The organism is Acidimicrobiia bacterium (genome assembly GCA_009694375.1).
In the GTDB taxonomy this organism is placed as follows: domain Bacteria; phylum Actinomycetota; class Acidimicrobiia; order Acidimicrobiales; family VFJN01; genus VFJN01.
Map to the genome: position 1 here is coordinate 1 of SHVB01000001.1, position 25,896 is coordinate 25,896.

Consider the following 25,896-nt stretch of genomic DNA (forward strand, 5'->3'; position numbering starts at 1 on the left):
CACCCAGTCGGCGCGTCGGCCGCGGTTCAGGGCCGCCGCACAGATGATGCCTCCGACCAGGACCAAATAGTGGTTGAGCCATGACGGCGACAGGTCCAGGCCGCCGAAGCTCAGCAGCGAGAGCGCCGCGATGGCGGCGAGCGGCGGCGTCAACAGCCGTCGAGTCGTCACGAAGTAGGCGACGGGGGCGGCCAGTAGGCACAGCAGAGCCGTGACCCGGAACGGCCCGTAGGAGAAACCGAACACCTCGAAGAGAGCAAGGTACAAGGCGAGAATCGTGATACTCGGATGATCGTTGAACGGCGCCAGCATCCCGCGGAACGACCCGGACTGCCGGAGAAGCGACCAGTCGTCGCCGTTGAAGTACAGGTGGGTGCCAACCCCAAAGAGGTAGACGAACTCGACCGCGATGATGGCGACGAAGACGATCTCGACCGCGTGGGCAGCCGACCACAAACCGAGCCGCCGCGCCCGACCGACCGCCGGAAGCTCTGCCTGCCCCCGTTCCTGCTGCGTGTGTCCTTTCTGCGGCATGTGTCCTTTCCGCTGCACAGCCGCGTTCAGGCGGCGGGATCGGCCCAATCGAGTCGAGGAACGTCGGCCCAGAGCCGCTCGAGGTCGTAGAACTCGCGCTGCTCCTGCTGGAACACGTGCACCACAACGTCGCCGTAGTCCATGAGCACCCACGAGCGGTCGTCCAAGCCCTCGATTCGCTTCGGCTTCGGGCCGGCCCCCGCATGGATTTGGAGCTCCACCTCGTCGCAGATCGCCTTCACCTGCCGCTCGTTGGTTCCACTGGCGATCACAAACCAGCCACAGATCCCGAGCACCGCCGCCACCTCCAGAATCACCACATCCCGGCCTTGCTTGGCCTCGGCCGCCCGCGCCGCACGAATGGCCCACTGGCGGGTCTCGTCGATGGTGGTGGACTCAGCCAGGGTGTCTCCTCAGGTATCGGAACCGAGCACGACGGTCACATCGAAGGCATCGGTGGGACGAGGATCATCTACCACGACACCCGCTCCCAGCGAGTCGCGGATACGTTCCGCCGCCACTTTCATCCCGGGGCCGTGGTAGCGAATCTCCGTAACGGTGTAGCTGAACCGGTCGGCGTTGCCGGCAATCACGATCTCTGCGTTAGCGGGCACCACCAAGGGAGCCGAACGCGCCACATGATCCGCATCAGTGCTGCCATTGAGGAGTCGCACCCGCGTGCGGGCCCCTTCCACGTCGCCGGTGGGGAAAGGCACGAGGCCGGCGATCATCTCGTCCACCGTCGCCCGATCCGCCCGCAACACCGGAAAACCATAGGCATCGACGGTCTCGACGAGGGGCAGGGTCACGACCCGCGCCGGCCCATTGCCCAAGCCACGAGCAAACCGGCCGATGCCCCCATCAACCTCACCGGGCACGACGTCAGGACGATCTGGATCAGCAGCAATGGCGGCCGCCCACGCCTCCCAGAACAACTGCTGCCGGTACATCCGAGCGAGATCGCTTTCTCCCTCGTTGCCGGCCGCCAACCACGGCCCCACCTGCTCGGGGCTCAGGGACACCGGCCCGATGGGAAACCCCTCTAGGGCGTCGGGGTTCTCCAGGGTCAGCGGCGCAACGGGGCCCACCAACTCCGCCCATCGGGCATCGTCCACCACCACCGCCTCGGAGATCCCCATGCCCAACAAGCCTTGGACACCAACCCGAACACCCGCCGCCGGGGCCTCACCGTAGGCGTAGCTCACCGAGAGGGGACGCTCATCGGCTCCGCTGCCTGCGAGAGTGGCTCCGGGCACCAACATCACCGAGCCCCCCGCGTCACCGTTGTTGAGAGCCACTACGGCGACCGAATCGAGATTGCCGTTCACCTCATGGAGCACCGCCAGCGTTGGCGTGGGGGTGACAAAGGCCTCGAACCCTGGTGCCGTTGGATCCGTCACGGTAGACACAATCCGACCCGCTTTACTCGTGCGCACGGTTTGTAGGCCCACATAGGTGAGCACCAAAGATGCCCCCACGGCCACCACCATGCACGACGAGAACACCGCCATCCAACGGCGCGACGGTCCCCGTGACGCTCGGCGCGCCGAGCGCACCCCAGTGCCGTGCTCGGGCAGTTCGAGCGCCGCCACCAGATGCGAAAGAGGATCGTCTGAAGGACCCGTCATACCGGGTCCTGATACAGATTGTGGGCGGATATCCACTCCACTACTTCCCGGGTGGCGAGGTAGTCGAGCGGCCGCCCGTCGCTAACACGAGCCCGAAGGTCGGTACTGGAAACTTGGAGGCCGGGAACCTCCACGCTCTCCCACCGGAACCCCTCGAGCGGGGTAACCGCAGCGGCCCCGGGACGCTCCACCACCACGATCGTGGCCTGCTCGCGCACCTCATCGAGACGCTCCCAGGTGGGCAGACCAGCCGCCGCGTCAGCCCCGAGCACCACGAAGAAGTCGTCGGTGAGGCTCTCGGCCCTCAACCTGGCCAGGGTGTCGGCCGTATACGACAGTCCACCGGCGTCGATCTCAATGCGGCTGGCCTCCAGGCCGTCCACGTCAGCCACGGCAGCTTCCACCATCGCCAATCGCTGAGCGGCTGGGCTTATGGGCCGAGTGCCGATCTTTTGCCACGGAAGGTCGTTCACCACAAGCAGAACCCGGTCGAGGCGCAGGTGATAGCGAACATTGACGGCGCACACGAGATGCCCGACATGCGGAGGGTCAAAGGTGCCTCCGAAGATCCCAAGTCGCTCACCCAAACAGCACCGGTTCATACATCGCCATCCCCGCAACCTATTCGCTCCGACGGCCTGTGCCATGGCGGCTCACTGAGTGACCAAGGTCACCGCCCGGCCAGGAATCCTCATCTGGCCCCCGGTGTTGTTACGAATACCCCTACGAAGGCAGTGCAAATCGATTGCCTCCGGAAGAAGCCATGCGATAACAATCGTTAGGAACGCTATGACAGATTCAGTAGGTCAATACCTCAACGAAATCGGCCTGGTTCCGCTCCTCACGGCCACTGAGGAACGGGAACTCTCCCAGGTCGTAGAAGCTGGTACCGCCGCCCGAGAGGCCATCGCACAGGGCGATGACAGCGTCGAAAACCGGCGCATCGCCCGCAAGGGGACTGCCGCCAAAGACCGTTTCATCCGGGCCAACCTTCGGCTCGTGGTGTCCGTAGCCCGCCGCTACCCCCTGCCCCCCGCCATGGAACTCCTCGATCTGGTGCAGGAGGGCAACCTGGGGCTTGAGCACGCCGTCGACAAGTTCGATTGGCGCAAGGGCTTCAAGTTCTCGACCTACGCCACGTTCTGGATCCGGCAGGCCATCGGGAGAGCGCTTGATCAAAAGGCTTCCCTCGTGCGTCTCCCGGGGGATCGATCGGCCGGTCTGCGGGCTGCCCTTCGTCAGGTATCTGGGGATGGCGATGAACTCGACGATGAAAATGCTCGCCTCTACCGGCTCACCACCCCCACCAGCCTCGATCGCACCGTGGGTGACGACGACGGTAGCGAACTGATGGATCTCATCGCCGACGATAAGCCTGGCCCCGAAGCCCTCGTGGTGTACGCCGAGGACCAAGCGCTCGTAGGGGACCTCCTCGACGTGCTCGACGATCGGGCCCGCAGCGCCGTAGAGCAGCGCTTTGGCCTGGCCGACGGCCGCAAACGCAGTTATCGCGAGGTGGGCGAAGACCTTGGGGTCACCGCCGAAGCCGCCCGCCGGCTCGTGAAGCGCGCCGTCACCCTCGTGCGCGAAGAAGCCCTCGCCCGCAGCGCCGCCGCCTGAGCACCGACACCGCCAAAGAACTGGCTTTGCCTGTCCGGTCCCCACAGGGGAGGCTGGGGGTGTGACCACTAACTGGGCTCCCTCATCGTGGCTTGCCTACCCTGCCCGCCAGCAGCCGCTCTGGCCCGACGACGCCGCCCTAGCCGGTGTCCTCAAGCACCTCGGCACCCTTCCCCCCCTCGTGTTCGCCGGAGAAGCACGATCCCTGACCAGCGCCCTCGCTCAGGTGGCGGACGGCCGAGCCTTCCTCCTACAGGCTGGCGATTGCGCCGAATCCTTCGATGCCTTCTCCGCCGACGGCATCCGCGATCGTCTCAAGGTCATCCTGCAGATGGCCATCGTCTTGAGTTACTCCTCCGGTGTGCCCATCGTGAAGGTGGGCCGAATCGCCGGCCAGTTCGCCAAGCCTCGGTCCTCCGACACCGAGATAATCGACGGGGTCGAGTACCCCTCCTTCCGGGGTCACATCGTCAACGACATCCCCCCCACCGCTGCTGCCCGCGTGCCCGACCCTGCCCGACTCCTCCAGGCGTACCACCAATCGGCTTCCACCCTGAATCTCCTCCGGGCCTTCGTGAAGGGCGGCTTTGCCGACCTCTCGCAGGTGCACCAGTGGAACCAGGAGTTCGTGGGCTCCAGCCGCGAGGGCCAACGCTACGAGCACCTCGCCGACGAGATCGACCGGGCCTTGCGCTTCATGCGCGCCTGCGGGATCGCGTCGGAAACACAACCCTCGCTGCACGAAGTGGATTTCTTCACCAGTCACGAGGCCCTGCTGCTCGGCTACGAAGAAGCCCTCACCCGCCAAGACTCCCTCACGGGCCATTGGTATGACTGTTCGGCCCACATGGTCTGGATCGGGGAACGCACCCGTCAACTCGACGGTGCTCACGTGGAGTTCTTCCGGGGGATCCACAACCCCATCGGCTGCAAAATCGGACCCACCGCCACTGCCGAAGAGGTCCTCGATCTCTGTGAGGCCCTCGACCCCCATCGAATCCCCGGCCGCCTCACCCTCATTACCCGCATGGGCGCCGATCACATCGAAGACGGGCTCCGCCCGCTCCTGGCGGCGGTTCGCGATGCTGGTCGCAGCGTCGTGTGGGCCTGTGATCCCATGCACGGCAACACCTTCACCGCCGCGGGGGGCCGCAAGACCCGCCACCTCGATGCGGTGCTGGCCGAGATCGGTGGCTTCTTCGCGGCCCATCAGGCCGAGGGCACCTGGCCGGGCGGGGTGCACGTCGAACTGACCGGCGACAACGTGACGGAATGCCTCGGTGGTGCCGAAGAAATCGTCGATGCCGACCTCGAGGCCCGGTACGAGACCATCTGTGATCCCCGGCTGAACGGTCGGCAGTCCGTCGACTTGGCCTTTCGGGTGAGCGAGTTGCTGAAACGATAATTTGCGCAGGATCGGGAATGTTGACCGATCAAGTCAGGTTTGGGATGATTGTTGAGCGATCCACTCAGGATTAGACCGCGACACCCAACCCCGAAAGCCACCCATGTTGCAGCGTGAGATCGACCCGGAAGCCCAGGTCGACATCGAGAAGTTTGAGACACAGTTGGCCCGGTACCTCGCCGGGGAACTCGAAGAAGACGCCTTCCGGGTGTTTCGTCTGAACAACGGAATTTACGGCCAACGCCAGGGTGGCCACCACCAAATGGTTCGGGTCAAGGTTCCCTTCGGGTCGATCAGCCCTGAGCAACTCGACATGTTCGCCCATCTCGCCGAGACCTACAGCCGCGGCTGGGGCCACCTCACCACACGCCAGAACATCCAGTTCCACTTCGTCGATCTCGAGCAGATTCCTGCCCTGATGCGAGACATGGCGTCGGTGGGCCTCACCTCTCGCGAGGCCTGCGGCGACACGGTGCGCAACGTGATGGGTTGCCACCTCGCCGGCGCCTGCCCCCACGAGGCCCTCGACATCAGTCCGTGGGCCGAGGCGGCGCACCAGCACTTCCTCCACAACCCACTCAGCCAGCGCCTTCCCCGCAAGTTCAAAATCAACTTCTCCGGGTGCGAAACCGACTGTGGCCAGGCGATGTTCAACGACGTCGGAGTGATCGCCACCACCCGCACTCTCCCCGATGGCCGCCGCGAAGCCGGCTTCCGGGTGTTCATCGCCGGGGGCCTGGGGGCCAACCCGCACCCGGCGCTCGCCCTCGAAGAGTTCACCGCCCGCGAAGACCTGCTGATCACCCTCGAGTCCGTCCTGCGGGTGTTCTCCAATCACGGCAACCGCGACAACAAACTTCGCGCCCGCATGAAGTGGCTGGTGGACACCATGGGTTGGGAAGACCTGCAGGCCCGTGTCCTGAAGGAACGCAAACTCCTCCTCGCATCCTCCTCCTGGCCCGGCGGCATCCCCGAAAGCGTCCAGCAACACGGCGATGCCCCCGCTGGTCTCGGCCAGGGCGTCACCCCCACCCCCGTCGGGCAGGGCACGCCGGTCACCCTCAGTCGCCGCGACCCTTACCAGGCCTGGGACGATGCCAACGTGGTGCGCGGCGTGGCCAAGGGCACGGTTTCGGCGGTGGCCTACGCCCGCCTCGGCGATGTGACCACCGACCAACTGCGAGCCCTCGCTTCCATCCAGCGGGAACTCCGCGCCGACGTGCGCATCACCAACCGCCAGAACCTGGTGTTCCGCGACCTCACGGAGGCCCAACTTCCCATCTTGCACCAGCGCCTCGCCGCCATTGGCATGGACAAACCCGGGGCCGAGTTGGCCCGGGATGTCGTGGCCTGCCCCGGTGCCGACACCTGCAACCTTGCCGTCACCCAGAGCCGCGGGTTGGCTGACGCCATCGGTGTGGCCCTGGAGGCCGCGGGACTCGCCGAGGTGGATGGGATCCGCACGAATATTTCGGGCTGCACCAATAGTTGCGGTCAGCACCACATCTCCGACATCGGCTTCTTCGGGGCTGAACGCCGGGCCCACGGACAGTCGGCGCCGGGTTACCAGTTGCTGCTCGGCGGCTATGTGGGCCAAGAAAAAATTCACTTCGGGCAAAAGGCCTTGCGGCTGCCGGCTAAAAACGCGCCGGAGGCCGTGGTGCGAGTAGTACAGCGCTTCAACGATGAGCGCAACGCGGGTGAGGTATTCCGCTCCTGGGTCGACCGTGTCGGTGGCGTTACCGCCATCGCCGACGGGCTCCGCGACCTTGATGAGTTCCCCACCCCCGAGGACGGCCCGGAGTACTACGTGGATTATGACGAGACGGGCCCCTACGTCGCCGAGGTGGGCGACTCGGAGTGTGCGACATGAGCACGATGCTCGAGGTGAACCACTTCAGCGATGGGGAGCTGGCCGCACTCAACCGCCGGTTCGAGCGCCTGCCGGCAGCCCAAATCATCCAGTGGGCCGTCGATAGCTTCGCCCCCCATCTGAGCCTGAGCACCTCCATGAACGATGCCGTGCTGATCGATCTGGCTACCAAGGTGCACCCAGGTATTGAGGTCGTGTTCATCGACACCGGCTACCACTTCCCCGAGACACTCGAAACTGTTGAGACGGTGCGCCGGCGCTACGGCCTAAACCTGCGCATCATGACCGTCCCCCACCACGCCGAAGAACTCTGGCGGGTGGACCCGGAGAACTGCTGCTCGGCGGTGAAAGTGGGTCAACTCGACCGAGCCCTCGAAGGAAAAGCGGCGTGGATGAGCGGCCTGCGAAGAGAAGAAGCACCCACTCGGGGGGAGGCCCCGATCGTCGTCCGCGACCTGCGTGGCCTCGTGAAGGTGAACCCACTCGCGACCTGGACCGCGATGGATGTGGAGAACTACATCGCTGAGCACGATGTGCCGGTGAACACCCTCAAGGCGAAGGGCTACCTGTCCATCGGCTGCCAACCCTGCACCTCGATACCCACCGACCCCGAGGACCCCCGCTCCGGGCGATGGGCCGGGGCCGGCAAGACGGAGTGCGGCCTGCACGACTGATCGCCCCCGTACCCCGCTCAGGCGAGGTAGTCGACGAACTTCTCGAGTTGCCGAAGGTTGCGGCACTCGAACGTGCCGTCACAATGGTTGGCGTACTCCCCCACGATGGAATCGCCGGTGTCCCAGTACGACTTCGGCTCCGGGTTCAGCCAGTAGAGGTGCCGCGCCCTCTTTTCGATCTCCTTCAGCACCCAGGCCTGCGACGCGTGATAGTTGTTCCGGGCATCGCCAAGGATCATCACCGTCGTCTTCGAACTGATTTCCTTGCCATAGCGCTGCCAAAACACCTCGAAGGCATGGCCGTAGTCGGAGTGGCCGTCCACCCACACCACATCGGCCTCGGTGTTCACGCGATGGACGGCCTCGGCGATGTCGTCGATGCCCTCGAACAGACGGGTCACTTCGTCGAGACCATCGATGAATACAAACGCCCGCACCTTCGAGAACTGCCCCGAAATGGCATAGACGAGGTGAAGGGTAAACCGGGCGAACGAAGCGACCGAGCCGGAGATGTCGGCTATGACAAAGATCTCGGGTTTCGACGGACGCGGATACTTGAACTTCGGCTCGGCTGGCACACCCCCGTAGGACAGGGAGTGGCGCACCGTATTGCGGAAGTCGAGCGGTCCCTTGCGTCCGTGACGGCGCTTCCGGGCCAAGCGCACCGCCAACTTGCGGGTGAGGGGGTAGATGGCCTTACGGAGCGACGCCATCTCCTCGCGCGATGCATGCATGAAATCCACATCCTCGGGCAGAGGCTTACGCAGCGTGCGCGCCATAGCCTCCACCCCCCGATCCGCCACCAGTACCCGACGGATCTCACCTTCAATCTCCTTCTTCAACTGGTCGATGCGGCTCTGGTATTCGTCGTGCTCGAGACGCTCCTCAAGCGGACTGAGCGCCTCCGGCGAATCCTGCCGGGCCTGGTTCATCAACTTTTCGAGCACTGCGTCGAGATCCAGGTTCCGCAGCGTGCGGTAGAGGTAGTAGGTGCCCCCCACCGGGCGGCCCCGCTCCATGCCCGCAAAGCGTCGTACGGCCTGACGAGCAACCGCTCGCATGAGGGCATCATCGCCCCGCTGAAGTGCCTTGTAGAGCATCTCGGCGATCTCCTCGGGGGTCAGACTTTCGCCCCCTCCCGAGCCATTACGCGGCCCATCACCCTGCATCTCCTCTTGTTGCTCCAGCTCCTCGAGAAGTTGGGCCAACGCGTCGTCGCCCCCATCACCCATGCGGAACTGCGGTCCCCGCAGCGAAAAATACACCTCAAACACGGTCTCAAAGGCCCGCCAGTGGGTGTTGGTCTTCACCAGCGTGGCCGCCAGGGCGTACTTGAACGCCTCCCGATCCTCCAGCGGGATGTGCTTCACCGCTTCCATGGCATCGAGGTTCTCGGTGAGGCTCACCGGCAGTCCGGCTTGGCGGAGCTCTTGGATGAAGCCAGCCAACAACTCCGTAATCGCCTCGCCGGCGGCCCGCTCAGGGTGGAGGTCGGTCACGAACGCTCCTACTTGCCTGCGCTGGCCTTTTGAATGGTGCCGTGCTCTTGGTCGAGCTCGCGCACCGCTTTGGTGATGTCGCTTTGATACTTGAGAAGGATGTTAATCGTGGCCTTGGCTGTCTCGGCATCCACATGCTCGATTCCGAGGAGCAGCAGCGTGCGCGCCCAGTCGATCGTCTCGGAAACCGATGGGGCCTTCTTCAACTCCAACTGCCGAATCGACCGCACGATGCGAGCCACCTGATCGGCGAGGGAGTCGGTGATATCGGGAACCTTGGTGAGGACGATCTCCTTTTCCCGCTCCAGATCCGGGTAGTCCACGTGGAGGAACAAGCAGCGACGCTTGAGGGCCTCGGAAAGTTCGCGGGTGTTGTTAGAGGTAAGGAAGACCAGCGGAATCTGCTTGGCCACGATGGTTCCCAGTTCGGGGATGGACACCTGGTAGTCCGAGAGAATCTCCAGCAGCAGGGCCTCGGTCTCCACCTCGACGCGGTCAACTTCGTCGATCAACAAAACCACCGGATCGTCGGCGGTGATGGCCTCCAGAAGGGGACGGGTGAGGAGGAACTCGTCGGAGAAAATGTCGTCTTCGATCTGCTCCCAGGCGTTTCCCTCGCCCCGCTCGGCCTGGATCCGCAGCAACTGCTTCTTGTAGTTCCACTCGAACAGTGCCTTGGACTCGTCGAGCCCCTCGTAGCACTGCAGGCGGATCAAGCGCGCCCCAGACATCTCCGCCACGGACTTCGCCAACTGGGTCTTGCCGGTCCCTGCGGGGCCTTCCACCAGGATCGGTTTCCCTAGCCGATCGGCTAGGTACACGATGCCGGCGATCCCCTCATCCGACAGGTAATCCACGTTGCGGAGGCCTTCACGAACCTCGGCGACGGACTCGAAACGGTACGTCTGATCAGCCATAGGCGCAGCCTACGGTCTCACTTGACCGGTCGGTCAATCTCATGATTCTGACGCTTAGGAGCGGGTCTGGCCCTGACCGTGGATCACGAACTTCAGGGTGGTCAATTCGCGTAAGCCCATTGGCCCGCGGGCGTGAAGCTTCTGGGTGGAGATGCCGATCTCGGCGCCGAAGCCCAGTTCCTCCCCATCGACAAACCGGGTGGAAGCATTGACCAGCACGGCGGCAGCATCCACCTCAAGACAGAAGCGTTCCGCCGCTCGCAGATCAGTGGTGATAATGGCCTCGCTGTGGCCTGTGCTGTATCGGGTGATGTGGGTAATGGCGGCGTCAAGGGTATCCACTACCCGGATGGCCAACTTCATATCCAAGAACTCGGTTGCGTAGTCGTTCTCGGTGGCCAGGCTCGTCACCCGCTCCCCGAGGATCTCGCAGGTGGCGGCATCCCCCACGAACTCCACCCCCTCGAGACGAGGGGCTAGGTCGGTAAGGAAGGTGGCCGCCACGTTGCGATGCACGAGCAAGGTCTCGGCCGCGTTGCACACCGAAGGCCGCTGCGTTTTGGCGTTCTCCACAATGGCCGCGGCCATGGCCAGGTCGGCTGAGGCATCGACGTACACATGACAGTTGCCATCTCCATCGATCACGTAGGGAACGGTGGCGTTATCGAGCACCGTACGGATGAGAGACGGGCCCCCCCGAGGGATAAGCACATCGATGATGCCGCGTAGGCGCATGAACTCCACGGCGGCCTCTCGCGCCGTGTCCTCCACCAGCACGAGAGAGTCGTGCGGAAGCCCTGCCTTGGCCAGGCCCTCGCGGAGGGCCGAGGCGATAGCGATGTTGGAGCGGATCGCGCCGGAGGACCCGCGCAGGAACGCCGCATTGCCCGACTTCAAGCAGAGTCCGAATGCATCGCTGGTCACGTTGGGCCGATTTTCGTAGATGATGGCCACGACGCCGAAGGGGACTCGCACCCGCTGCACCTTCAGTCCGTTGGGACGGGTCCATCCGTCGGCCACCTCGCCCACCGGATCCGCCAGACCCGCCACCGACCGAAGGCCGTTCGCCATCGACTGCAGCCGGGCATCGTTGAGACGAAGTCGATCGACCACCAACGCGCCTTGCCCAGCGGCCTCCGCCGCCGCTACATCCTCGGCGTTGGCGCCTAAAATCTCAGCATGCCGGTGGAGGAGGACGTCGGCCGCCGCATGAAGGGCGGCGTCCTTTGTCGCCGTGGACGCGGTAGCCAGGACGCGGCTCGCCGCTTTGGCCCGCGCTCCGAGTTCGGCGATGGGGTCGTTAGCCACCGTCGGAGTGTAGAAGGACAGATCGCCCGATGCCCTACTGAATCTGGCAGGCTGGACCTATGGCGCATTCGGCACGGGCGGCGACGACCGAAGACCTCGGCGACATCGCCGAGGCGCTCGCCCTGGCGTTCCTCGACGACCCCCTGCTGTCCTGGCTGTTTGGCCAAGACCCAACCCGCGCCATCCGCTACACCCGGCGCTATTTTCGCAGCGAAAGCGCACGCCATCTCAAGCATCGGCATGTGTACACGACGCACGTTCTCTCGGGAGCCGCCTGCTGGGAGCCACCCGGGCACTGGCGCACCAAGACCACCGACATTATCAAGATCGCCCCCCTCATCCTTCGCGGCATCGGTTGGCGAATGACCCACGCGCTCGGCGGCCTCGCCCGGGCCGAGCGGATCCACGCCACCTTCCCCGAGCACTATTACCTCGCCACCTTGGGGGTCCGTCCCGACCATCAACGCCAAGGGGCCGGAACCGCCATGCTGGCCCCGATCCTCCAGCGCTGCGATCGAGAGGGCCTCGGCGCCTACCTGGAGAGTTCAAACGAATCCAACATCTCCTTCTATCGCCAGCATGGGTTCCAATTGAAGGGCGAAGTGGTCTTTCCCCATGGCCCGAAGATTTGGCCGATGTGGCGCGACCCGCGGCCCCACAATGGCTGAATCACTCGTTGGGCCTTCACACCAGTTCATCGAGACAACCGCCGCCACCCTGGAGTTGCTCAGCGGTGGCGTCGCCGGAGTGGGGTCGGGCACTTGGCGGCAGGATGCGGCCCTGGAGGCGTTCAACCTCGCCTGTGGCCTCGTGGCGATCGATCACCGCATTAGCGACGACGAATTGTGGGCCATCATGGGCGCCTTCGGTCCGTTCCTGCAGACCCGCCTCGCCGGCACTACCCCCGCCGACCTGCGCGACTCAGGCCTGGTGGAGGGCCAACGCCAGTTCACCGCCGCGCCGTCGGCAATGTTCGAGCTGTTCGTGGCGGCCGATGCCGCCGGGGCGAGCAACCACGCCCGGTCCTACTACTCCGCCGCGGTGGAAATCGCCTTCGCCATAGCCGCTATCGACCGGCACACTTCCGAAACTGAACTAATCGCCATCGAGCAGTTCCGGGGAATGCTCCTGCGGGCGATCGAGACCATGGAACGCGATCGCAGGATGGGGACTAAGGCCGCGCTAAGCGACCCCCGGGCCGAGACCCCCGCCCTCGCCCACCCACTCCCCGCCACCCCTGTCGCTCCCCGGCCCCTCGATGACCTCCTGAGCGAACTCGACGATCTCATCGGCCTCGACGCGGTGAAGCACGAGGTGAAACTCGTCACCAATCTGCTGCGGGTGCAGAACATCCGGCGCGAACGCGGCCTTCCGGTATCGGACCAGAGCCGCCACCTCATTTTCACGGGTAACCCCGGGACTGGGAAAACCACCGTGGCCCGGTTACTGGCGCAGATTTACCACAGCCTCGGGGTGGTGGATCGCGGCCAACTCGTGGAAACCGACCGCGCCGGCCTGGTAGCGGGCTACGTCGGACAGACGGCCCCACTGGTGGTGGCCCGATTTGATGAGGCCGACCAGGGTCTCCTGCTGATCGACGAGGCCTATTCACTGGTGCGGGGCGGGGAACGTGACTTTGGGCGAGAAGCGATCGACACCATCGTGAAATTGATCGAAGACCGCCGGGATCGCCTCGTCGTGGTGATGGCTGGCTATCCCGACGAGATGGAAGCCCTGATCGAATCCAACCCCGGCCTGCGGTCGCGCTTCCCGAAGTCGATCCATTTCCCGGACTACACCACCGACGAACTCCTGCGGATTGTCAGCCAACTGGGCGGGGCGGCTGGCTACCAACTCAATGCGGGGGCCACCGCCGCGGCCCGCCGGTGGTTCGATGCCATCGAGCGCGAGCAGGGATTCGGTAACGGACGCACCGCCCGCAACCTGTTCGAATATGCCGTCTCCGCCCAGGCCACCCGCCTCGCCCCCGTCGAACATCCCACCGATGCCCAACTCACCACCGTGATGGCCGAAGACATCCCCCGGCCCGGCACTGGCCCGCTGACCGCCGGAAGGCCCCCCGCTAGTAGTCTTTCTCCGTGATACAGCGGCTGCTGGCGGGACTCGGGGCGGTGGTGATGATCGGCGGGTCAATCATGATGCGCGAAACCCTCGACAGCGGTGACGGCGGGTCCCAGGCCGATGATCGCGTCGTGATCGTCTGCGCCAGTGATCTGGAGACCTACTGCGATGCCTTCGGCAACGAGGTGGAGATTCGTTTGGCCACTGCCGCCGATACCGCCGAGGCAATCCGCACCGGGTCCTTGCCGAGCGACATCGACGGCTGGATTACCTCGAGTGCGTGGCTGGAGGTGCTCGGTGACACCCCCGCTCTGGGCCGGTCAGAGCCGCTGGCCACGTCCCCCATCGTGGTGGCCGGCCTGGCCGACCGGGCTGATGCCCTCTCCACGCTGTGTGATGGAACACCGATCTGGGGCTGTCTGACCGAATCGGCGGGGCTATCGGGAACCGAGTTGAACGTGCCGCTCCCCGGGGTACTCAAGGTGGGGGTGCCGAGCGCCAACTCGGCCCTCGGCCTCCCGGTACTCGCCTCCGTGGCGGCCGGTTCGCTCGGCGGCGTCGGCTTCGCCTCCAACGACTTCGACGCGCTATTTCGCGCCAACCTGGCTGCATTGGTGGGCTCATCGGCGGGCGACGACCGTCATCCCGTCATCACCATGGTGACGCAACGGGGCCGCTACGCCGCCGCCGGCACACCGCAGGCCGTCCTCACTGAATTGCCGCCCGCTGAAGTAGTGGTCTTCAGCACCACTCCGGCAGTGGCCGCCACCGTGGTGCTGGTGGCCTTCCCCGATGGCGACGATCTTCCTTCCACGGAATCCGTCCGTGAGGCGCTGTTCGCCGCCGGATGGGCCCCGGCGGCCGGGCCCGGCGTGGAACCAACGCTCGGGCGTGGTGTGATGTCTGCGTTGCACAACCTCTGGCTGGAGGCCATCCGATGAACCGTTCCCGTGCCGTGCTACTCACCTTGACACTGACCTTGGTGGCGAGCGCCTGCTCGGCATCCAAGGAACCGAGCGCCAACGGCCTGGAGGACCCCGGTAACTGCACCGTCATCGACCTGGCCGTGTCGCCGGAGAAACGCGACTTGCTCACCGAACTGGCCCAGGACTTCAACGCGAGCGACCAGGCCCGCGACGGGGATCGCTGTTTCTTTGCCCGCGTGCAGGCCAAGTCATCCGGGGCAGCCGCTCAATTGTTGTCCAGCGAGTGGGACGAAACCGCTGAGGGTCCCCGTCCGGTTATCTGGTCTCCTTCGGCCTCCACCTGGGGTGCGATTGTGAATCAACGCCTCGAGGCGCAAGCCGAGCCTCCCCTCACCGGCGAATTCACCTCATTCCAACTCACACCGCTGGTCATCGCCATGCCCAAGCCCATGGCGGAGGCGCTCGGCTGGCCCAAAGAGCCGCTGGGCTTTGCCGACATCCTGGCGCTTTCACAGGACCCCGCTGGCTGGGCCGCCTACGGCCACCCCGAGTGGGGCCCGTTTCGCTTAGGCAAGACCAACCCCAACTTCTCTACCAGTGGCCTCTCGGCACTTCTGGCCCAGGCCTACGCCGCCAATGAGAAGACCGCCGGCTTGTCGATCGAAGACCTCCAGAAGCCCAGCACCTCCGTCTTCGCCAGCGCCATCGAGTCGTCGGTAGTGCATTACGGCGACACCACCCTCACGTTCTTGAACAACTGGTACCGAGCGGACCAGCGGGGCAACCCCTACGGCTACGTGTCGGCGGTGGCGGTCGAGGAAAAGTCGGTGATCGACTACAACCGGGGCAACCCCGATGGCGTGCTGCAAGACGGCGAGCAGGCCCGGCCTCCTCGCGTACCGCTGGTGGCGATCTACCCCGAGGAAGGCACGGTGTATTCCGACAATCCCCTCTACGTACTCGATGCCTCCTGGGTCGATAGTGCGCAGAAGAAGGGGGCCGACCGCTTCGTGGACTTCCTGGGCCGCACCGAAAACCAGAAGAAGATCCTCAAGTTCGGTTTCCGCCCGGGAAACCCGAAGGTGGAAGTGTCTAGCCCCATCGACGCTCGCAACGGGGTAGACCCGAATCAGCCCCAAACGCTGCTCGAGATCCCCGAACCAGAGGTTCTGGTGCAACTCCTCGCCGACTGGCAGGAACAACGCAAACCGGCCCGAGTGCTCCTTCTCGTCGATGTCTCAGGCTCCATGGGAGAGGTAGCCGACCCCGAAACCGGAGCCACGAAACTCGATCTGGCCAAGAGCGCGGCGATCACCGCCCTCGATGAGTTCAATGACGACGACGAAGTGGGACTCTGGGTGTTCACGACCGGCCTGCCCGGGGTCGACGGGAAACCCCTCGATCACCTCGAACTAGTACCCCCCGGTCGGGTGGGCGACGTGGGTGAGAAACTCAAAACCGAGTTGCGCAGCCTCATCCCGCTCGAAGGTACGCCCCTATACGCCGCCACCCAAACGGCCTACCAGAACCAGGTGGCGTCGTATGATCCAAGTCGGATCAATGCCGTGGTACTGCTGTCTGATGGCATCAATGACGACGGCGACCCCGATGATGACCGCAAGCAGTTGCAAGCGCTCCTCGCCGCCCTGAGTGAGGGATCAGAGGGACAGGCGAGCCAAAAGGTGCGCGTATTCACGATCGCCTACGGGGAAAGCGCCGATCTCTCCACCCTTCGTAGCATCGCCGAGACCAGCCAGGCCGCTCTCTACGACTCCAGCGACCCCCGCAGTATCAACAAAGTCTTTGTGGCGGTGGTATCCAACTTCTAGGCCCACCCCAGTTCACCCCGCCGCCTGTCGTAGCCTGCGGAGATGGCTGGGCTGTCGCTGCGGGATCGTTTCTTCACTCCCCCGGTAGCCCGGGCCGTCACCTCGCCCTCGGGAATCCTGTTGCTCGGAGCGGGCGCCAGCCTGGGGATCCTGGTCGGTGGCGGTGTGATCGGTGCGGTTGTCCTCGGCGCCTTGGCCTGGGGCGGTCGGGTGGCGGTCGCCATTCCGCGGCCCCAAGCCACGGAGCAGATCGACCCCTTCGCCCTCGCAGACCCGTGGCGGAGGTACGTGGCCGACGCCCTCGGGGCCAAGGCCCGCTTTCACACCGCGATCAACAGTGCCCGGACCGGTCCGCTCCAGGACCGCCTGCGTGAGATTGAAGACCGCGTCGACACCGGGGTACGCGAGGTGTGGGGTATCGCCCGCCGCGGCCACGAACTCGTGGATGCCCTGCGCCGCATCGATCCCGCTTCGATCCGCGCCGAAGTGGCCCTCTGCACGGACAAGGCCACGGCGTCAGGCTCGGCCACCGATCAACGCACCCTCGAGTCCCTGCGGGCCCAGTTGGTGATCGGCGAGCGTCTCGAGGCGGTCATCGGCGATACCGACAGCCAACTCCGTCTGCTCAATGCCCGGCTCGATGAGGCCGCCGTGCGCACTATCGAACTTTCCGTCCAGGCCGAGGACGTCGCCGACCTCGGCGGCCTTCGGCACGACGTCGATCAGGTGGTGGAGGAGATGGAAGCCCTCCGCCAAGCCATCGACGAGACCGGTGGGGGGCCCACCCCTTCTACCGCCACATGAGTGACATCGCCGGGGAGTTGAACGGACCGCTCGACAACGTAGAGGCGCCCACCGGTAGCGGATCCATCCCCCACGACGGACGACGCGGCTCCTTCCTGGTGGGCGCGGGCATCCTGCTGTCACGCGTGGCGGGTCTGGTGCGGGAGATGACCATTGCGGGATTTCTCGGCGTCGGCGGCACCGCCGATGTGTTCAAGGCGGCCCTGCGGATCCCAAACCTTCTACAGAATCTTCTCGGTGAGGGCGTGCTGTCGGCCTCGTTCATCCCCGTGTACTCGCGACTCTTAGAGAAAGACGAACGGGAAGCCAATCAACTAGCGGGAACGATTCTTGGGCTCCTGTTGATCGTAATGACCGCAGTGGTGTCGATCGGGGTGATCTTTGCCGGCACGCTGGCCCGGGTGATCACCCCCGGCTTCTCCGGCCAACGCCTGGAGTTGGCCACCACGTTGCTGCGGATCATGTTTCCGGCCATCGCCTTCCTGGTGCTGTCGGCGTTTTGCACCGGCGTACTCAACAGCCACCGGCGGTTCTTTCTCTCGTACGCCTCACCGGTGATGTGGAATGCCACCCAGATTGCCTTTCTGGTCACCGCTGGCATCATGGGTACCAGCAACGTGGGCCTCGCCCACGCGCTGGCGTGGGGTGTACTCGTTGGCTCCGTACTGGAGGTAGCTATTCAGGTGCCCGCCGTACGTCGCCTCACCGCTGGGGCCCGACTCTCGGCGGATTATCGCTCGCCCAATGCGCGTGACGTACTCAAGCGTTTCGCACCCGTTGCTCTCGGGCGGGGGGTCATTCAGATCCTCCTCTACGTCGAACTGTTCCTGGCCAGTTTGCTGGCCGCCGGTGGTATCTCGGCGCTCACCTACGGACAGGTGCTCTACCTCTTGCCCATCAGCCTGTTCGGAATGGCCGTGGCCGCCGCCGAGCTCCCCGAACTGGCTCGCCTGGGCCAGTCAGGGCATGCCGCCATCAAGCAACGACTCCACTTGGGTATCGAACGCATCGTGTTCTACGTGGCCTTCACCGCCGCCATCTACATCTTCGCCGGCGACATCATCGTGGCGGCACTGCTGCAACGAGGCCGCTTCAGTGCCTCCGACACCATGCTGGTGTGGTTCGTGGTGGCCACCTTTGCTCTCGGTCTGCTCGGCACGACGCAATCCCGACTCCTGCAGAACACCCTCTATGCCCTGAACCAACCCACGACGGTGGCGCGTATCGCCGTGGCCCGGGTGGCGCTCGCTGCGGGCCTCGGGGCGCTGTTCATGTTCCCCCTGGATCGCTTCGTCATCGTGAACTCCCAGATCAAACAAATCGCCCCCATCGCCTTTCGCCCTCTTCCGGACTACCTGCGCAACCTCCCCGACGGGCCTCCCCATCTGGGGATCGTGGGCTTGGCCCTCGGCGCCGCGCTGTCGTCCTGGATCGAATACCGCCTGTTGAAGGCGGCTCTCGAGCGCCACATCGGTCCCCTCCCGACCTTCAGTCGCGGTGCTCGCTGGTCTCTGGTGGCGGCCTTGGTGGCGGGCGTAGCGAGCATGGGTCTGCGGATCGCCTCCACCGGCCTCCCCCCGCTGGTTACTGCGGTACTGGTGGGGGTGCCTACCGTGCTCATCTACCTCGCCATCACCGGGGCGGCGGCCGTGCCTGAATCCGTGGCGTTGCTTCACCGCTTGGGCCGATTCCTGCCTGCTCGTGACTCCTCGAGGCGATAGGGTCCGCCCTATGTTCAAATCCCTAAAGCGGTGGTGGAAGTATTTCGTTGCCAAAATCAACTCGTCCTTCAATGCCAAAGCAGACCCCAAGATCCAACTGGAACAGGCCATCACCGAGGCGCAGGAGCAACACCGTCGTCTGCGGGAGCAGGCGGCGAACGTCATCGCTAACCAAAAGCAGACCGAAATGCGCCTGGAACGGGCGATCGAGGAGCTGGAAAAGGTCAACGGAAACACCAAACAGGCTGTGCTCATGGCCGACGAGGCCAGCAAGAAAGGCGAGACTGCCAAGGTCGCCGAGTACACCTCCGCCGCCGAGTCCTTCGCCACTCGTCTCATTGTGATCGAGGGTGAGGTGGAAGGCCTGAAGCAACTAGTCTTGCAGTCCGCCCAAGCCTCTGATCAGGCCAAGGCGGCTGTGCAGCAAAATGCCACGCTGCTCCAACGGAAGTTGTCGGAACGCCAGAAACTCCTCTCGCAGCTCGACCAGGCCAAGATGCAGGAGCAGGTCAACGTCGCGATGGCGTCGCTGCAGGAGACCGTCGGCCAAGATGTGCCCACCTTGGCCGAGGTTCGCCAGAAGATCGAAGCCCGCTACGCCAAGGCTCGAGGGATGGCCGAGCTCACCGGGTCGTCCGTTGAGTCGCGGATGCTGGAAGTGGAGCAAGCCGCCGCTAACAGCGAAGCCCAGACACGGCTGGCGCAGATTCGTGCACAACTCGGTCTTGAGCCGGGCCTCGAAACGGCCACCGAGCCTGCGGCCACGGAGCCTGCGGCCGAGGAGCCTGCGGCCGAGGCCGGCGAGGCCGGCACCAACTGAACCACGAGATCGGCGTGGGACCTCACCCCACGCCCTGGCCCAACGATCCCCGCCTCGATGCCCGGTTATTGGCCGACGGCGACCGCCGTAACGTGGTGGATCGGTACCGCTACTGGACCGTGGAGGCCATCGTGGCCGACCTCGATCGTCGTCGCCATTCGTTCCACATTGCGATCGAAAACTGGACCCACGACCTCAATATCGGCACGGTAGTTCGGAACGCCAACGCCTTCGGGGCGGCCGCCGTGCACATCGTGGGACGCCGCCGCTGGAACCGGCGTGGGGCGATGGTGACGGATCGCTACCAACACTTGTTGCACCATCCCACCATTGATGATCTGGTGATCTGGGCCGCCGGCGAGGCCACCGACTTGGTAGGAATCGACAACCTCCCCGGTGCCGTCCCCATCGAGACCACTTCTCTTCCAGTCCGATGCGTGCTCCTCTTCGGCCAGGAGGGCCCGGGCCTCTCCCCCGCCGCCCACGCCGGGTGTTCGCTGGTGTGTTCCATCACCCAGTATGGATCCACCCGGTCCATCAACGCGGGCGTTGCGTCGGGCATTGCCATGTACACCTGGCTGCGCCAGCATCCGCCCGCCTGATCCGAACCACGGCCCCTCCTCGCTCAAGGCAACACAACCAGATCGTCGCGGTGCACCACCTCATGCGGCATGGCCTCTGGTAGGTCGGCAGTTCGCTTTCCCGCCACCGTGGCCAGGTCCAGGGAACTCATCCGGGTGAGCCCCTTGGCAAACACCCGTCCGTCGGGACCGGCGATCTCCACGGCATCGTCAACCTCGAAGCGACCCGTCACCGCGTGCACCCCGACGGCAAGTAAGGAGAGACCGCGGTCCACCAAGGCGCCGCGGGCGCCCTCATCCACCACGATGGTGCCACTGGACCCCACCGCGAAGGCGATCCACAATTTGCGGGCCGGGAGCCGACTGCTCTTGGGCAGCACCACCGTCCCCGCCCCCGCCGCCCCTTGCACTGCCGCTTCCAGCACTCCATCCCGCGAGGCCTGGGCGATGACGGCTCGCACCCCAGACCAGGCGGCGATCTTGGCGGCAGCCAACTTGGAGGCCATCCCGCCGCTCCCACGCTGCGAGCCGGTTCCTCCGGCCATCGCTTCCATGGATTGATCCACCTCCACGATCTCCTCGATGAGCGAGGCGTTGGAGTCCAGCCGTGGGTCGGCGGTAAGCAGACCGGGAGCATCGGTGAGCAGAACGAGGAGGTCGGCGGCCACCAGATGGGCAACCAACGCCGCCAGACGATCGTTGTCTCCGAAGCGAATCTCGTCGTCAGCAATGGCATCGTTCTCGTTCACGACCGGCACCACGCCGATTTCCAGCAGACGGCCAAGGGTGGCCCGGGCATGGAGGTACTGCTGACGCACCATAAAATCCAGCGGAGCGAGCAGGATTTGGCCGGCCACGAGACCGTGGTCGGCGAGGGCGCTTTCGTAGACCCGCATCAATCGTGTCTGTCCCACCGCCGACGCCGCCTGGAGCGTCACGGCATCACGAGGCCGGTCCCCGCTGGTGTAGCCGAGGGCGGGAAGGCCCGACGCAATGGCCCCGGAGGTCACGATGACCACGAGATGACCGTTCGTGCGCAGGGCGGCCACCTCGCCACAGAATTTGGCGATGGCGGCGGCGTTGATCTCGCCCCCGGCATCAGTGATCGACGACGTACCTATTTTGGCGACAACGATCATGGGAGCAGGTTACGTGGCGGTGGCTCTCTCCCCGCACTGGAGCCGCCTTTAGTCTTAGGAGTCGTCTTCGTAATCGAAGGCGAGGCGGCCGATATGCACGGTCTCGCCGTGCTTCGCGCCGGCCCGCGCGAGGGCCTTGTCGATACCGATGGCCTTGAGGCGACGGTGGGCCTCATCGAGGGCTTCCACGTTGGTGAGGTCCGATAGGGCCACGGCCCGCTCAGCCTGCCGACCGATCACTTCCCAATCGCCGCTGATGTCGCGCTGCACGCGATACCCCTCGGCCGCAGGACGATGCACCACGAATGCATCCGGCTCGGGCAACTGCTGCCGCGCCTGCTGCACCATCTGTGCCATCGATAACACCAGGGGGCGTATCCCCCGGCCGGTCACGGCGGCGATCCGTTCCCCGTCGAATTCCAGGGCAGGGTCAGCCAGATCGGCCCGTGAGCCCACCACGATCCGTGGTCGGTCGAGCAGGTCGGGTTGATACTGGCCCAGTTCGTTCAAAAGGATGCGTTGTTGCTCGGCGGGTCGGTGTTCCGCAACCGGGGCGAGATCGAGCATCACCACGAGCACGCGAGCCCGTTCTACGTGACGCAGGAACTGGTGTCCAAGGCCGCGTCCTTCGCTGGCCCCCTCGATCAGGCCGGGGAGGTCGGCCACCACAAACTCGCTGTCCTCCCCTACCCGAACCACCCCGAGGTTTGGCTCGAGGGTGGTGAAGGGGTAGTCGGCAATTTTGGGTTTGGCCGCCGAGATGGTGGCGATAAGGGTGGATTTGCCGACGCTGGGGAACCCCACGAGGGCGACGTCGGCCATCAATTTCAGCTCGAGCCGCAGCCAGTGTTCCTCGCCAATCTCACCCTGCTCCGCAAAGGCCGGGGCGCGGCGCCGGTTCGACAGGAAGCGAGCATTACCGCGTCCCCCCCGGCCACCGTCGGCGGCCAGCCAGCGGTCGCCCGGTTGCACCAAGTCCGCCAGCACCACCCCGGCCTGGTCTTTCACCACAGTACCTTCGGGTACCGACACCAGGAGGTCGCCGCCGCCTTTCCCATGCTTTCGTTGGCCCTGACCATGCGTCCCTCCCTTGGCCGCCCGATGGGGGTGATCCTTGAACGCAATCAGCGACGAGACGTTGCGGTCCACCACGAGCCACACTCCGCCGCCGAGGCCGCCGTCGCCACCATCGGGACCGCCGAAGGGGACATGCGCTTCGCGTCGGAAACTTACCGACCCCGCGCCTCCATCCCCGGCCTTCACATGGAGCCCACATTCGTCTACGAATTGCGACACGCCTGCAGGTTAGGGGAGCGGTCTCCGGGTGGGAGAACCCACAGGGCACATCTCCGGTACCGCGTTCCTCCCGCCGCGGCGATCGCAGCGGCGTTCACGCATAAGCCCAGGGGCCAACAAACCCCTCCTAGAGCTCAAGACCGATATCGAGCAGCGGCTCGGTGGTCGGGCCAGTGGGCGACGTATTGACCGTCGTCTCGCTGTTGCCCTGGAACTCGTACGATCCGGCCACGACGATTCCGTCGACGACACGGTCTGCGGTTCCTCTCATAGTCATCTTCGCCCCAAACGCGTAGATGCTACCCAATCCGCTGCCTGCGGTGCCGCCGAGGCTCATCCCAGTGACGTTGCTCCGCCGTTGGTAGATCGACAGTCCGGCATAGGTGGAGCCGGCTGTCTGTCCGGCCTGGTAGGGAAGCAACTGCACGGTGCCATTACCATTGTTCGACAACGACCCGTTGTAGAAGTACATCAGCACCCCGCCCGCACCGGCGCTGCACGTCGAGCATCTCACGTTGTTATTTCTCGGGTCGAAACTGCCATTGAACCAATACACCCCTGGCGTCATGTTGACTGTGTTGTTGCCGTTGGGCGAGGAGCAACCGGAGCCAAAGTAGCCCGGGCCCATGGCCAGACCACAGACCCCCACTGCCGTGGGCACCGACGGGTTGGCACCGCTACAAGCAGTGGCCGCGGCAGGAAGACACACGGTGTCGGGTAGAGATACGAACGGGTCGGGGAAGGAATCGGCGCCCTCGACCACGCTGCCAACGTTCTGAGCATCCACGCAATCGGTAATGGTGCCCCCGGCGGCTACCAACTCCGCGGTGAGCGTGAAATTGGCACAACCACCACCATTCATGCACATAGCAGGGTTCGACGTACTGTTCGAAATCAGGGCGCCGCCCTGGATCACGACCGCAGTGTTGCCGTTGAATTCCACCGTACAACCGGTTGGGTTCATTGCCATCATGCCAATACCGGTCCCGGGGGCTGCCTCAACCTGACGGGCGACGGAGGCCCGGCACACGGAGATCGGGGCCGCTGACCATACCGTCGAAAACAGGGCCGGGGTGTCCTCACAGATCTCCACGCGCACCAGGTTGTAGGAGGGGACCGTCGAACCGGCTAGCACGTAGGGCGTGGTGGCGGTCACGGTGGCGGCCCCCACGGTGAAGGTACAGGTGTTTCCCGCTTGGTAGATGCAGGCCGCTCCCGCGGCACTGCCACCCAACGACGCCACCGCGTAGTCCCGGGCCGTATTACGGGCTGTGAGCGCCATGGTTGAATCTGCGGCCTCTGAAGGGAGGTCCTGGGACGCCGCCAGGGCGGCGGCATCGGCTGTCCCTTGCGTGTGGCGGGCGGTCTGACGGGCATTGCCGAGGTCGACAACGAACGCCGTCAGCCCGAGCAAACTCGTCATCAACAGGACTGAGAGGATCAACACGGCTCCCCGGTCCCCTCGGACGGCGGTGATTTTCGGATTCGTTAGCACCATGACCAGTTGGCTCCTGAGGGGTCGGATTCCTGCCACGTTGAGATATTTCCGAGATCAATGGTGACGCCCATCGATTTTTCGGCGCGCATCGTGATCTGCGTACGCAGCGGAAGATTACCCGTGAACGGAGTAAACAACCCGGTGATCGACCCCACTAGGCGCGTCTCACAGATCTTCACTGAATTGCCCTTCCACTGTGACTCGTTGGGATCCGCCACAACCCTCACCGCCACCCGCACGGAGTTGCCCAGGCCCGTTCGGGCCTTGGTTTGGCAGATCATCCTCTTCACGTCGTCGATGGCGCCGGCGGCAGTGCCATCGATTCCGCAACTCGTCACCGCTCCGTAATTCGTGACAACCGCCTCCCGGGCGCCTTCTCGGGCTCCCTGCCGGATGGACTGATAGTCGTTGAAGGCAAACCCAAATTCGATAATCCCGAATAACAGGAGAAACAGAATTGGGACGATTAACGCAAACTCCACCAAGGAGGCGCCTCGTTCGCCAGCGGCGCGCCGCGAGGCGGTGGACGCCGTTGCGCTCATTGAACTTCGGGCACTGGATCGGCGACACCGCCATTGAGTAGTCATTCGGTTCCTTGTGCTTCGGTTGATGTCATGCCGCCTGCGCCGCCGCTTCGACCACGTTGACGTAGGGCATCTGGAGGGCGTCGGCCAAGCGGACCAGGTTGCGGGGCACCGGACGGCTCCGGCCGTGCACCCAACGGCTCACGGTTGCCTCGGTGGTGCCCACCAGATCGGCCAGGTCCGCAGAACGCAGCCCCAGTTCGCGCTGGCGAGACAGGATGAGATCGCCCAGGGTCGTGGTGACTACCCGCCGGGGCAGGGCGGCGACCAGCGACGCCATCTCCACCGACAATACGGCGGCCAAGCGGGCGAGTTGTTTCGGCCCCGGAACCCGGTAGCCAAGTTCCCACGACACCACGCTGCGGATCGACACGCCCAGGGCCTCGGCCATGTCCGCTCGGTTGAGCCGGAGTTCCTGCCGACGGGCACCGACGAACTGACCGAAGGCGGGCCATCTGGCAAAGTCCACGACGAAGGGAACGGCACACAAGGTGGCCACTGCGACCTCGCTGATGCCCAGGAACGTTCCGATCTTGGCGAACCATTGAATCCCGGGGGCTGATCGGCCGGTCTCCCACCCGGCGTAGGTGGCATGGGGAACGTCCATAGCCTTCACAACCGCCGCCTGTGTCGTGCCTCGCTCTTTCCGCTCGGCGACAAGTCGACGAGCGATGGCGGGCAGTTCGGGAACAGGATCGGACGTCGCCGGCCAATCAGCGGCTCCCAGGGAGACGAGGGCGATCAACCGCACCAACCGTGCTTCGGAGGGCTGCACCGAGCCGTTCTCCCATAACCGGATCGTCTCCTCGCTCACCCCCAACTGGGCGGCCAGCTCGGTACGACGCATGCCCGCTGCTCGTCTGGCTGCCTCCAGGTGGCCCCCGAGACGGGGAGACCACAGCAGCGGCGCTTCATCAGTGCCCACGAAGACTCCCCTTCGGTCTTCCCGGCGGCGGGACGACGACGATTCCCGGCCCCCCACCGACCCCGACACTACGCATGATTTGGGTAACATGCACCATTATTCCAAAGAGTATGACCAGGCCGGATCAGCCTGTCAACCCTTGATTCCAGAGCCAGCGACCACCTGCGCTGATAATCCGTGTAGTAATACTGCCAGAAGGTCTAGCGGAGTGGCAACGCGCTACGCCGCCTCAT

The 25,896-nt window shown here is 64.8% G+C and carries 24 protein-coding genes; 12 read left to right on the forward strand and 12 right to left on the reverse strand.

The genetic code is table 11. The features are described from left to right. The 4 genes from EXQ71_00005 to nadD form a co-directional block, all read right to left on the reverse strand. Positions 1-534 (reverse strand): hypothetical protein (locus EXQ71_00005; GenBank protein ID MSO85890.1); only part of this gene is annotated, 534 nt, incomplete at its 3' end. Between the two features lie 26 nt (positions 535-560). After that, a complete protein-coding gene (rsfS, locus tag EXQ71_00010; GenBank protein ID MSO85891.1) occupies positions 561-920 on the reverse strand; it encodes a ribosome silencing factor in 360 nt (119 codons plus the stop codon). Between the two features lie 27 nt (positions 921-947). Further along, entirely contained in the window at positions 948-2,162 is a 1,215-nt protein-coding gene (locus EXQ71_00015; GenBank protein ID MSO85892.1) for a LytR family transcriptional regulator, read from the reverse strand. Next, a complete protein-coding gene (nadD, locus tag EXQ71_00020; GenBank protein ID MSO85893.1) occupies positions 2,159-2,809 on the reverse strand; it encodes a nicotinate (nicotinamide) nucleotide adenylyltransferase in 651 nt (216 codons plus the stop codon). The genes EXQ71_00015 and nadD overlap by 4 nt, the downstream gene beginning before the upstream one ends. A gap of 142 nt (positions 2,810-2,951) precedes the next feature. On the opposite strand from nadD, the gene EXQ71_00025 reads away from it, so the two are divergent. The 4 genes from EXQ71_00025 to EXQ71_00040 all read left to right on the forward strand — a co-directional run bounded on the left by EXQ71_00025 (position 2,952) and on the right by EXQ71_00040 (position 7,734). Continuing rightward, positions 2,952-3,782 (forward strand): sigma-70 family RNA polymerase sigma factor, encoded by an 831-nt coding sequence (locus tag EXQ71_00025; GenBank protein MSO85894.1) that lies wholly within the window; start codon positions 2,952-2,954, stop codon positions 3,780-3,782. A 61-nt stretch (positions 3,783-3,843) separates the two neighbouring features. Then, positions 3,844-5,187: a 3-deoxy-7-phosphoheptulonate synthase class II gene (locus tag EXQ71_00030; GenBank protein MSO85895.1), complete on the forward strand. Its 1,344-nt coding sequence runs from the start codon at positions 3,844-3,846 to the stop codon at positions 5,185-5,187. Positions 5,188-5,290: 103 nt separating this feature from the next. After that, positions 5,291-7,060: a nitrite/sulfite reductase gene (locus EXQ71_00035; GenBank protein MSO85896.1), complete on the forward strand. Its 1,770-nt coding sequence runs from the start codon at positions 5,291-5,293 to the stop codon at positions 7,058-7,060. Then, positions 7,057-7,734, forward strand: coding sequence for a phosphoadenylyl-sulfate reductase (locus tag EXQ71_00040; GenBank protein ID MSO85897.1), 678 nt, complete (start codon positions 7,057-7,059; stop codon positions 7,732-7,734). Before EXQ71_00035 ends, EXQ71_00040 begins: the two co-directional genes overlap by 4 nt. A 17-nt stretch (positions 7,735-7,751) precedes the next feature. On the opposite strand, the gene EXQ71_00045 is transcribed toward EXQ71_00040, so the two are convergent. The 3 genes from EXQ71_00045 to EXQ71_00055 form a co-directional block, all read right to left on the reverse strand. Then, positions 7,752-9,113, reverse strand: a complete 1,362-nt coding sequence (locus EXQ71_00045; GenBank protein ID MSO85898.1) for a VWA domain-containing protein — start codon at positions 9,111-9,113, stop codon at positions 7,752-7,754. Positions 9,114-9,241: 128 nt separating this feature from the next. After that, positions 9,242-10,150, reverse strand: a complete 909-nt coding sequence (locus EXQ71_00050; GenBank protein ID MSO85899.1) for a MoxR family ATPase — start codon at positions 10,148-10,150, stop codon at positions 9,242-9,244. A gap of 54 nt (positions 10,151-10,204) precedes the next feature. Continuing rightward, positions 10,205-11,443, reverse strand: a complete 1,239-nt coding sequence (locus EXQ71_00055) for a glutamate-5-semialdehyde dehydrogenase (protein ID MSO85900.1) — start codon at positions 11,441-11,443, stop codon at positions 10,205-10,207. Between the two features lie 74 nt (positions 11,444-11,517). On the opposite strand from EXQ71_00055, the gene EXQ71_00060 reads away from it, so the two are divergent. From EXQ71_00060 to EXQ71_00095, 8 genes are read left to right on the forward strand one after another with little or no spacing between them, the layout of a single operon-like run. Beyond that, complete coding sequence (locus EXQ71_00060) at positions 11,518-12,126, forward strand: N-acetyltransferase (protein ID MSO85901.1); 609 nt, start codon at positions 11,518-11,520, stop codon at positions 12,124-12,126. Then, complete coding sequence (locus tag EXQ71_00065) at positions 12,074-13,561, forward strand: AAA family ATPase (protein ID MSO85902.1); 1,488 nt, start codon at positions 12,074-12,076, stop codon at positions 13,559-13,561. The genes EXQ71_00060 and EXQ71_00065 overlap by 53 nt, the downstream gene beginning before the upstream one ends. Continuing rightward, the gene (locus EXQ71_00070) at positions 13,558-14,481 is read left to right on the forward strand and encodes a hypothetical protein (protein MSO85903.1); all 924 of its coding nucleotides are present in this window, start codon (positions 13,558-13,560) and stop codon (positions 14,479-14,481) included. Before EXQ71_00065 ends, EXQ71_00070 begins: the two co-directional genes overlap by 4 nt. After that, positions 14,388-16,295 (forward strand): VWA domain-containing protein, encoded by a 1,908-nt coding sequence (locus EXQ71_00075; GenBank protein ID MSO85904.1) that lies wholly within the window; start codon positions 14,388-14,390, stop codon positions 16,293-16,295. Before EXQ71_00070 ends, EXQ71_00075 begins: the two co-directional genes overlap by 94 nt. Positions 16,296-16,337: 42 nt before the next feature. Then, complete coding sequence (locus EXQ71_00080) at positions 16,338-17,099, forward strand: hypothetical protein (protein MSO85905.1); 762 nt, start codon at positions 16,338-16,340, stop codon at positions 17,097-17,099. Continuing rightward, positions 17,096-18,820, forward strand: coding sequence for a murein biosynthesis integral membrane protein MurJ (gene murJ, locus EXQ71_00085; protein MSO85906.1), 1,725 nt, complete (start codon positions 17,096-17,098; stop codon positions 18,818-18,820). The genes EXQ71_00080 and murJ overlap by 4 nt, the downstream gene beginning before the upstream one ends. Before the next feature lie 10 nt (positions 18,821-18,830). Next, positions 18,831-19,640 carry a PspA/IM30 family protein gene (locus tag EXQ71_00090; GenBank protein ID MSO85907.1) on the forward strand — a complete coding sequence of 270 codons (810 nt, stop codon included), beginning with the start codon at positions 18,831-18,833 and terminating at the stop codon, positions 19,638-19,640. Beyond that, positions 19,637-20,242 (forward strand): rRNA methyltransferase, encoded by a 606-nt coding sequence (locus tag EXQ71_00095; GenBank protein ID MSO85908.1) that lies wholly within the window; start codon positions 19,637-19,639, stop codon positions 20,240-20,242. Before EXQ71_00090 ends, EXQ71_00095 begins: the two co-directional genes overlap by 4 nt. Positions 20,243-20,265: 23 nt before the next feature. Here the strand turns inward: EXQ71_00095 and proB are convergent, their stop codons facing one another. From proB to EXQ71_00120, 5 genes are all read right to left on the reverse strand, one after another. Further along, on the reverse strand, positions 20,266-21,360 hold the full coding sequence (gene proB, locus EXQ71_00100) for a glutamate 5-kinase (protein ID MSO85909.1): 1,095 nt from the start codon (positions 21,358-21,360) through the stop codon (positions 20,266-20,268). Positions 21,361-21,414: 54 nt separating this feature from the next. Continuing rightward, positions 21,415-22,656, reverse strand: coding sequence for a GTPase ObgE (gene obgE / locus EXQ71_00105; protein MSO85910.1), 1,242 nt, complete (start codon positions 22,654-22,656; stop codon positions 21,415-21,417). A 127-nt stretch (positions 22,657-22,783) separates the two neighbouring features. Continuing rightward, entirely contained in the window at positions 22,784-24,154 is a 1,371-nt protein-coding gene (locus tag EXQ71_00110) for a hypothetical protein (protein ID MSO85911.1), read from the reverse strand. Beyond that, positions 24,145-24,696 carry a pilus assembly protein gene (locus tag EXQ71_00115; GenBank protein MSO85912.1) on the reverse strand — a complete coding sequence of 184 codons (552 nt, stop codon included), beginning with the start codon at positions 24,694-24,696 and terminating at the stop codon, positions 24,145-24,147. The genes EXQ71_00110 and EXQ71_00115 overlap by 10 nt, the downstream gene beginning before the upstream one ends. A gap of 70 nt (positions 24,697-24,766) precedes the next feature. Further along, entirely contained in the window at positions 24,767-25,753 is a 987-nt protein-coding gene (locus tag EXQ71_00120) for a helix-turn-helix domain-containing protein (protein ID MSO85913.1), read from the reverse strand. Positions 25,754-25,896 lie beyond the last annotated feature (143 nt).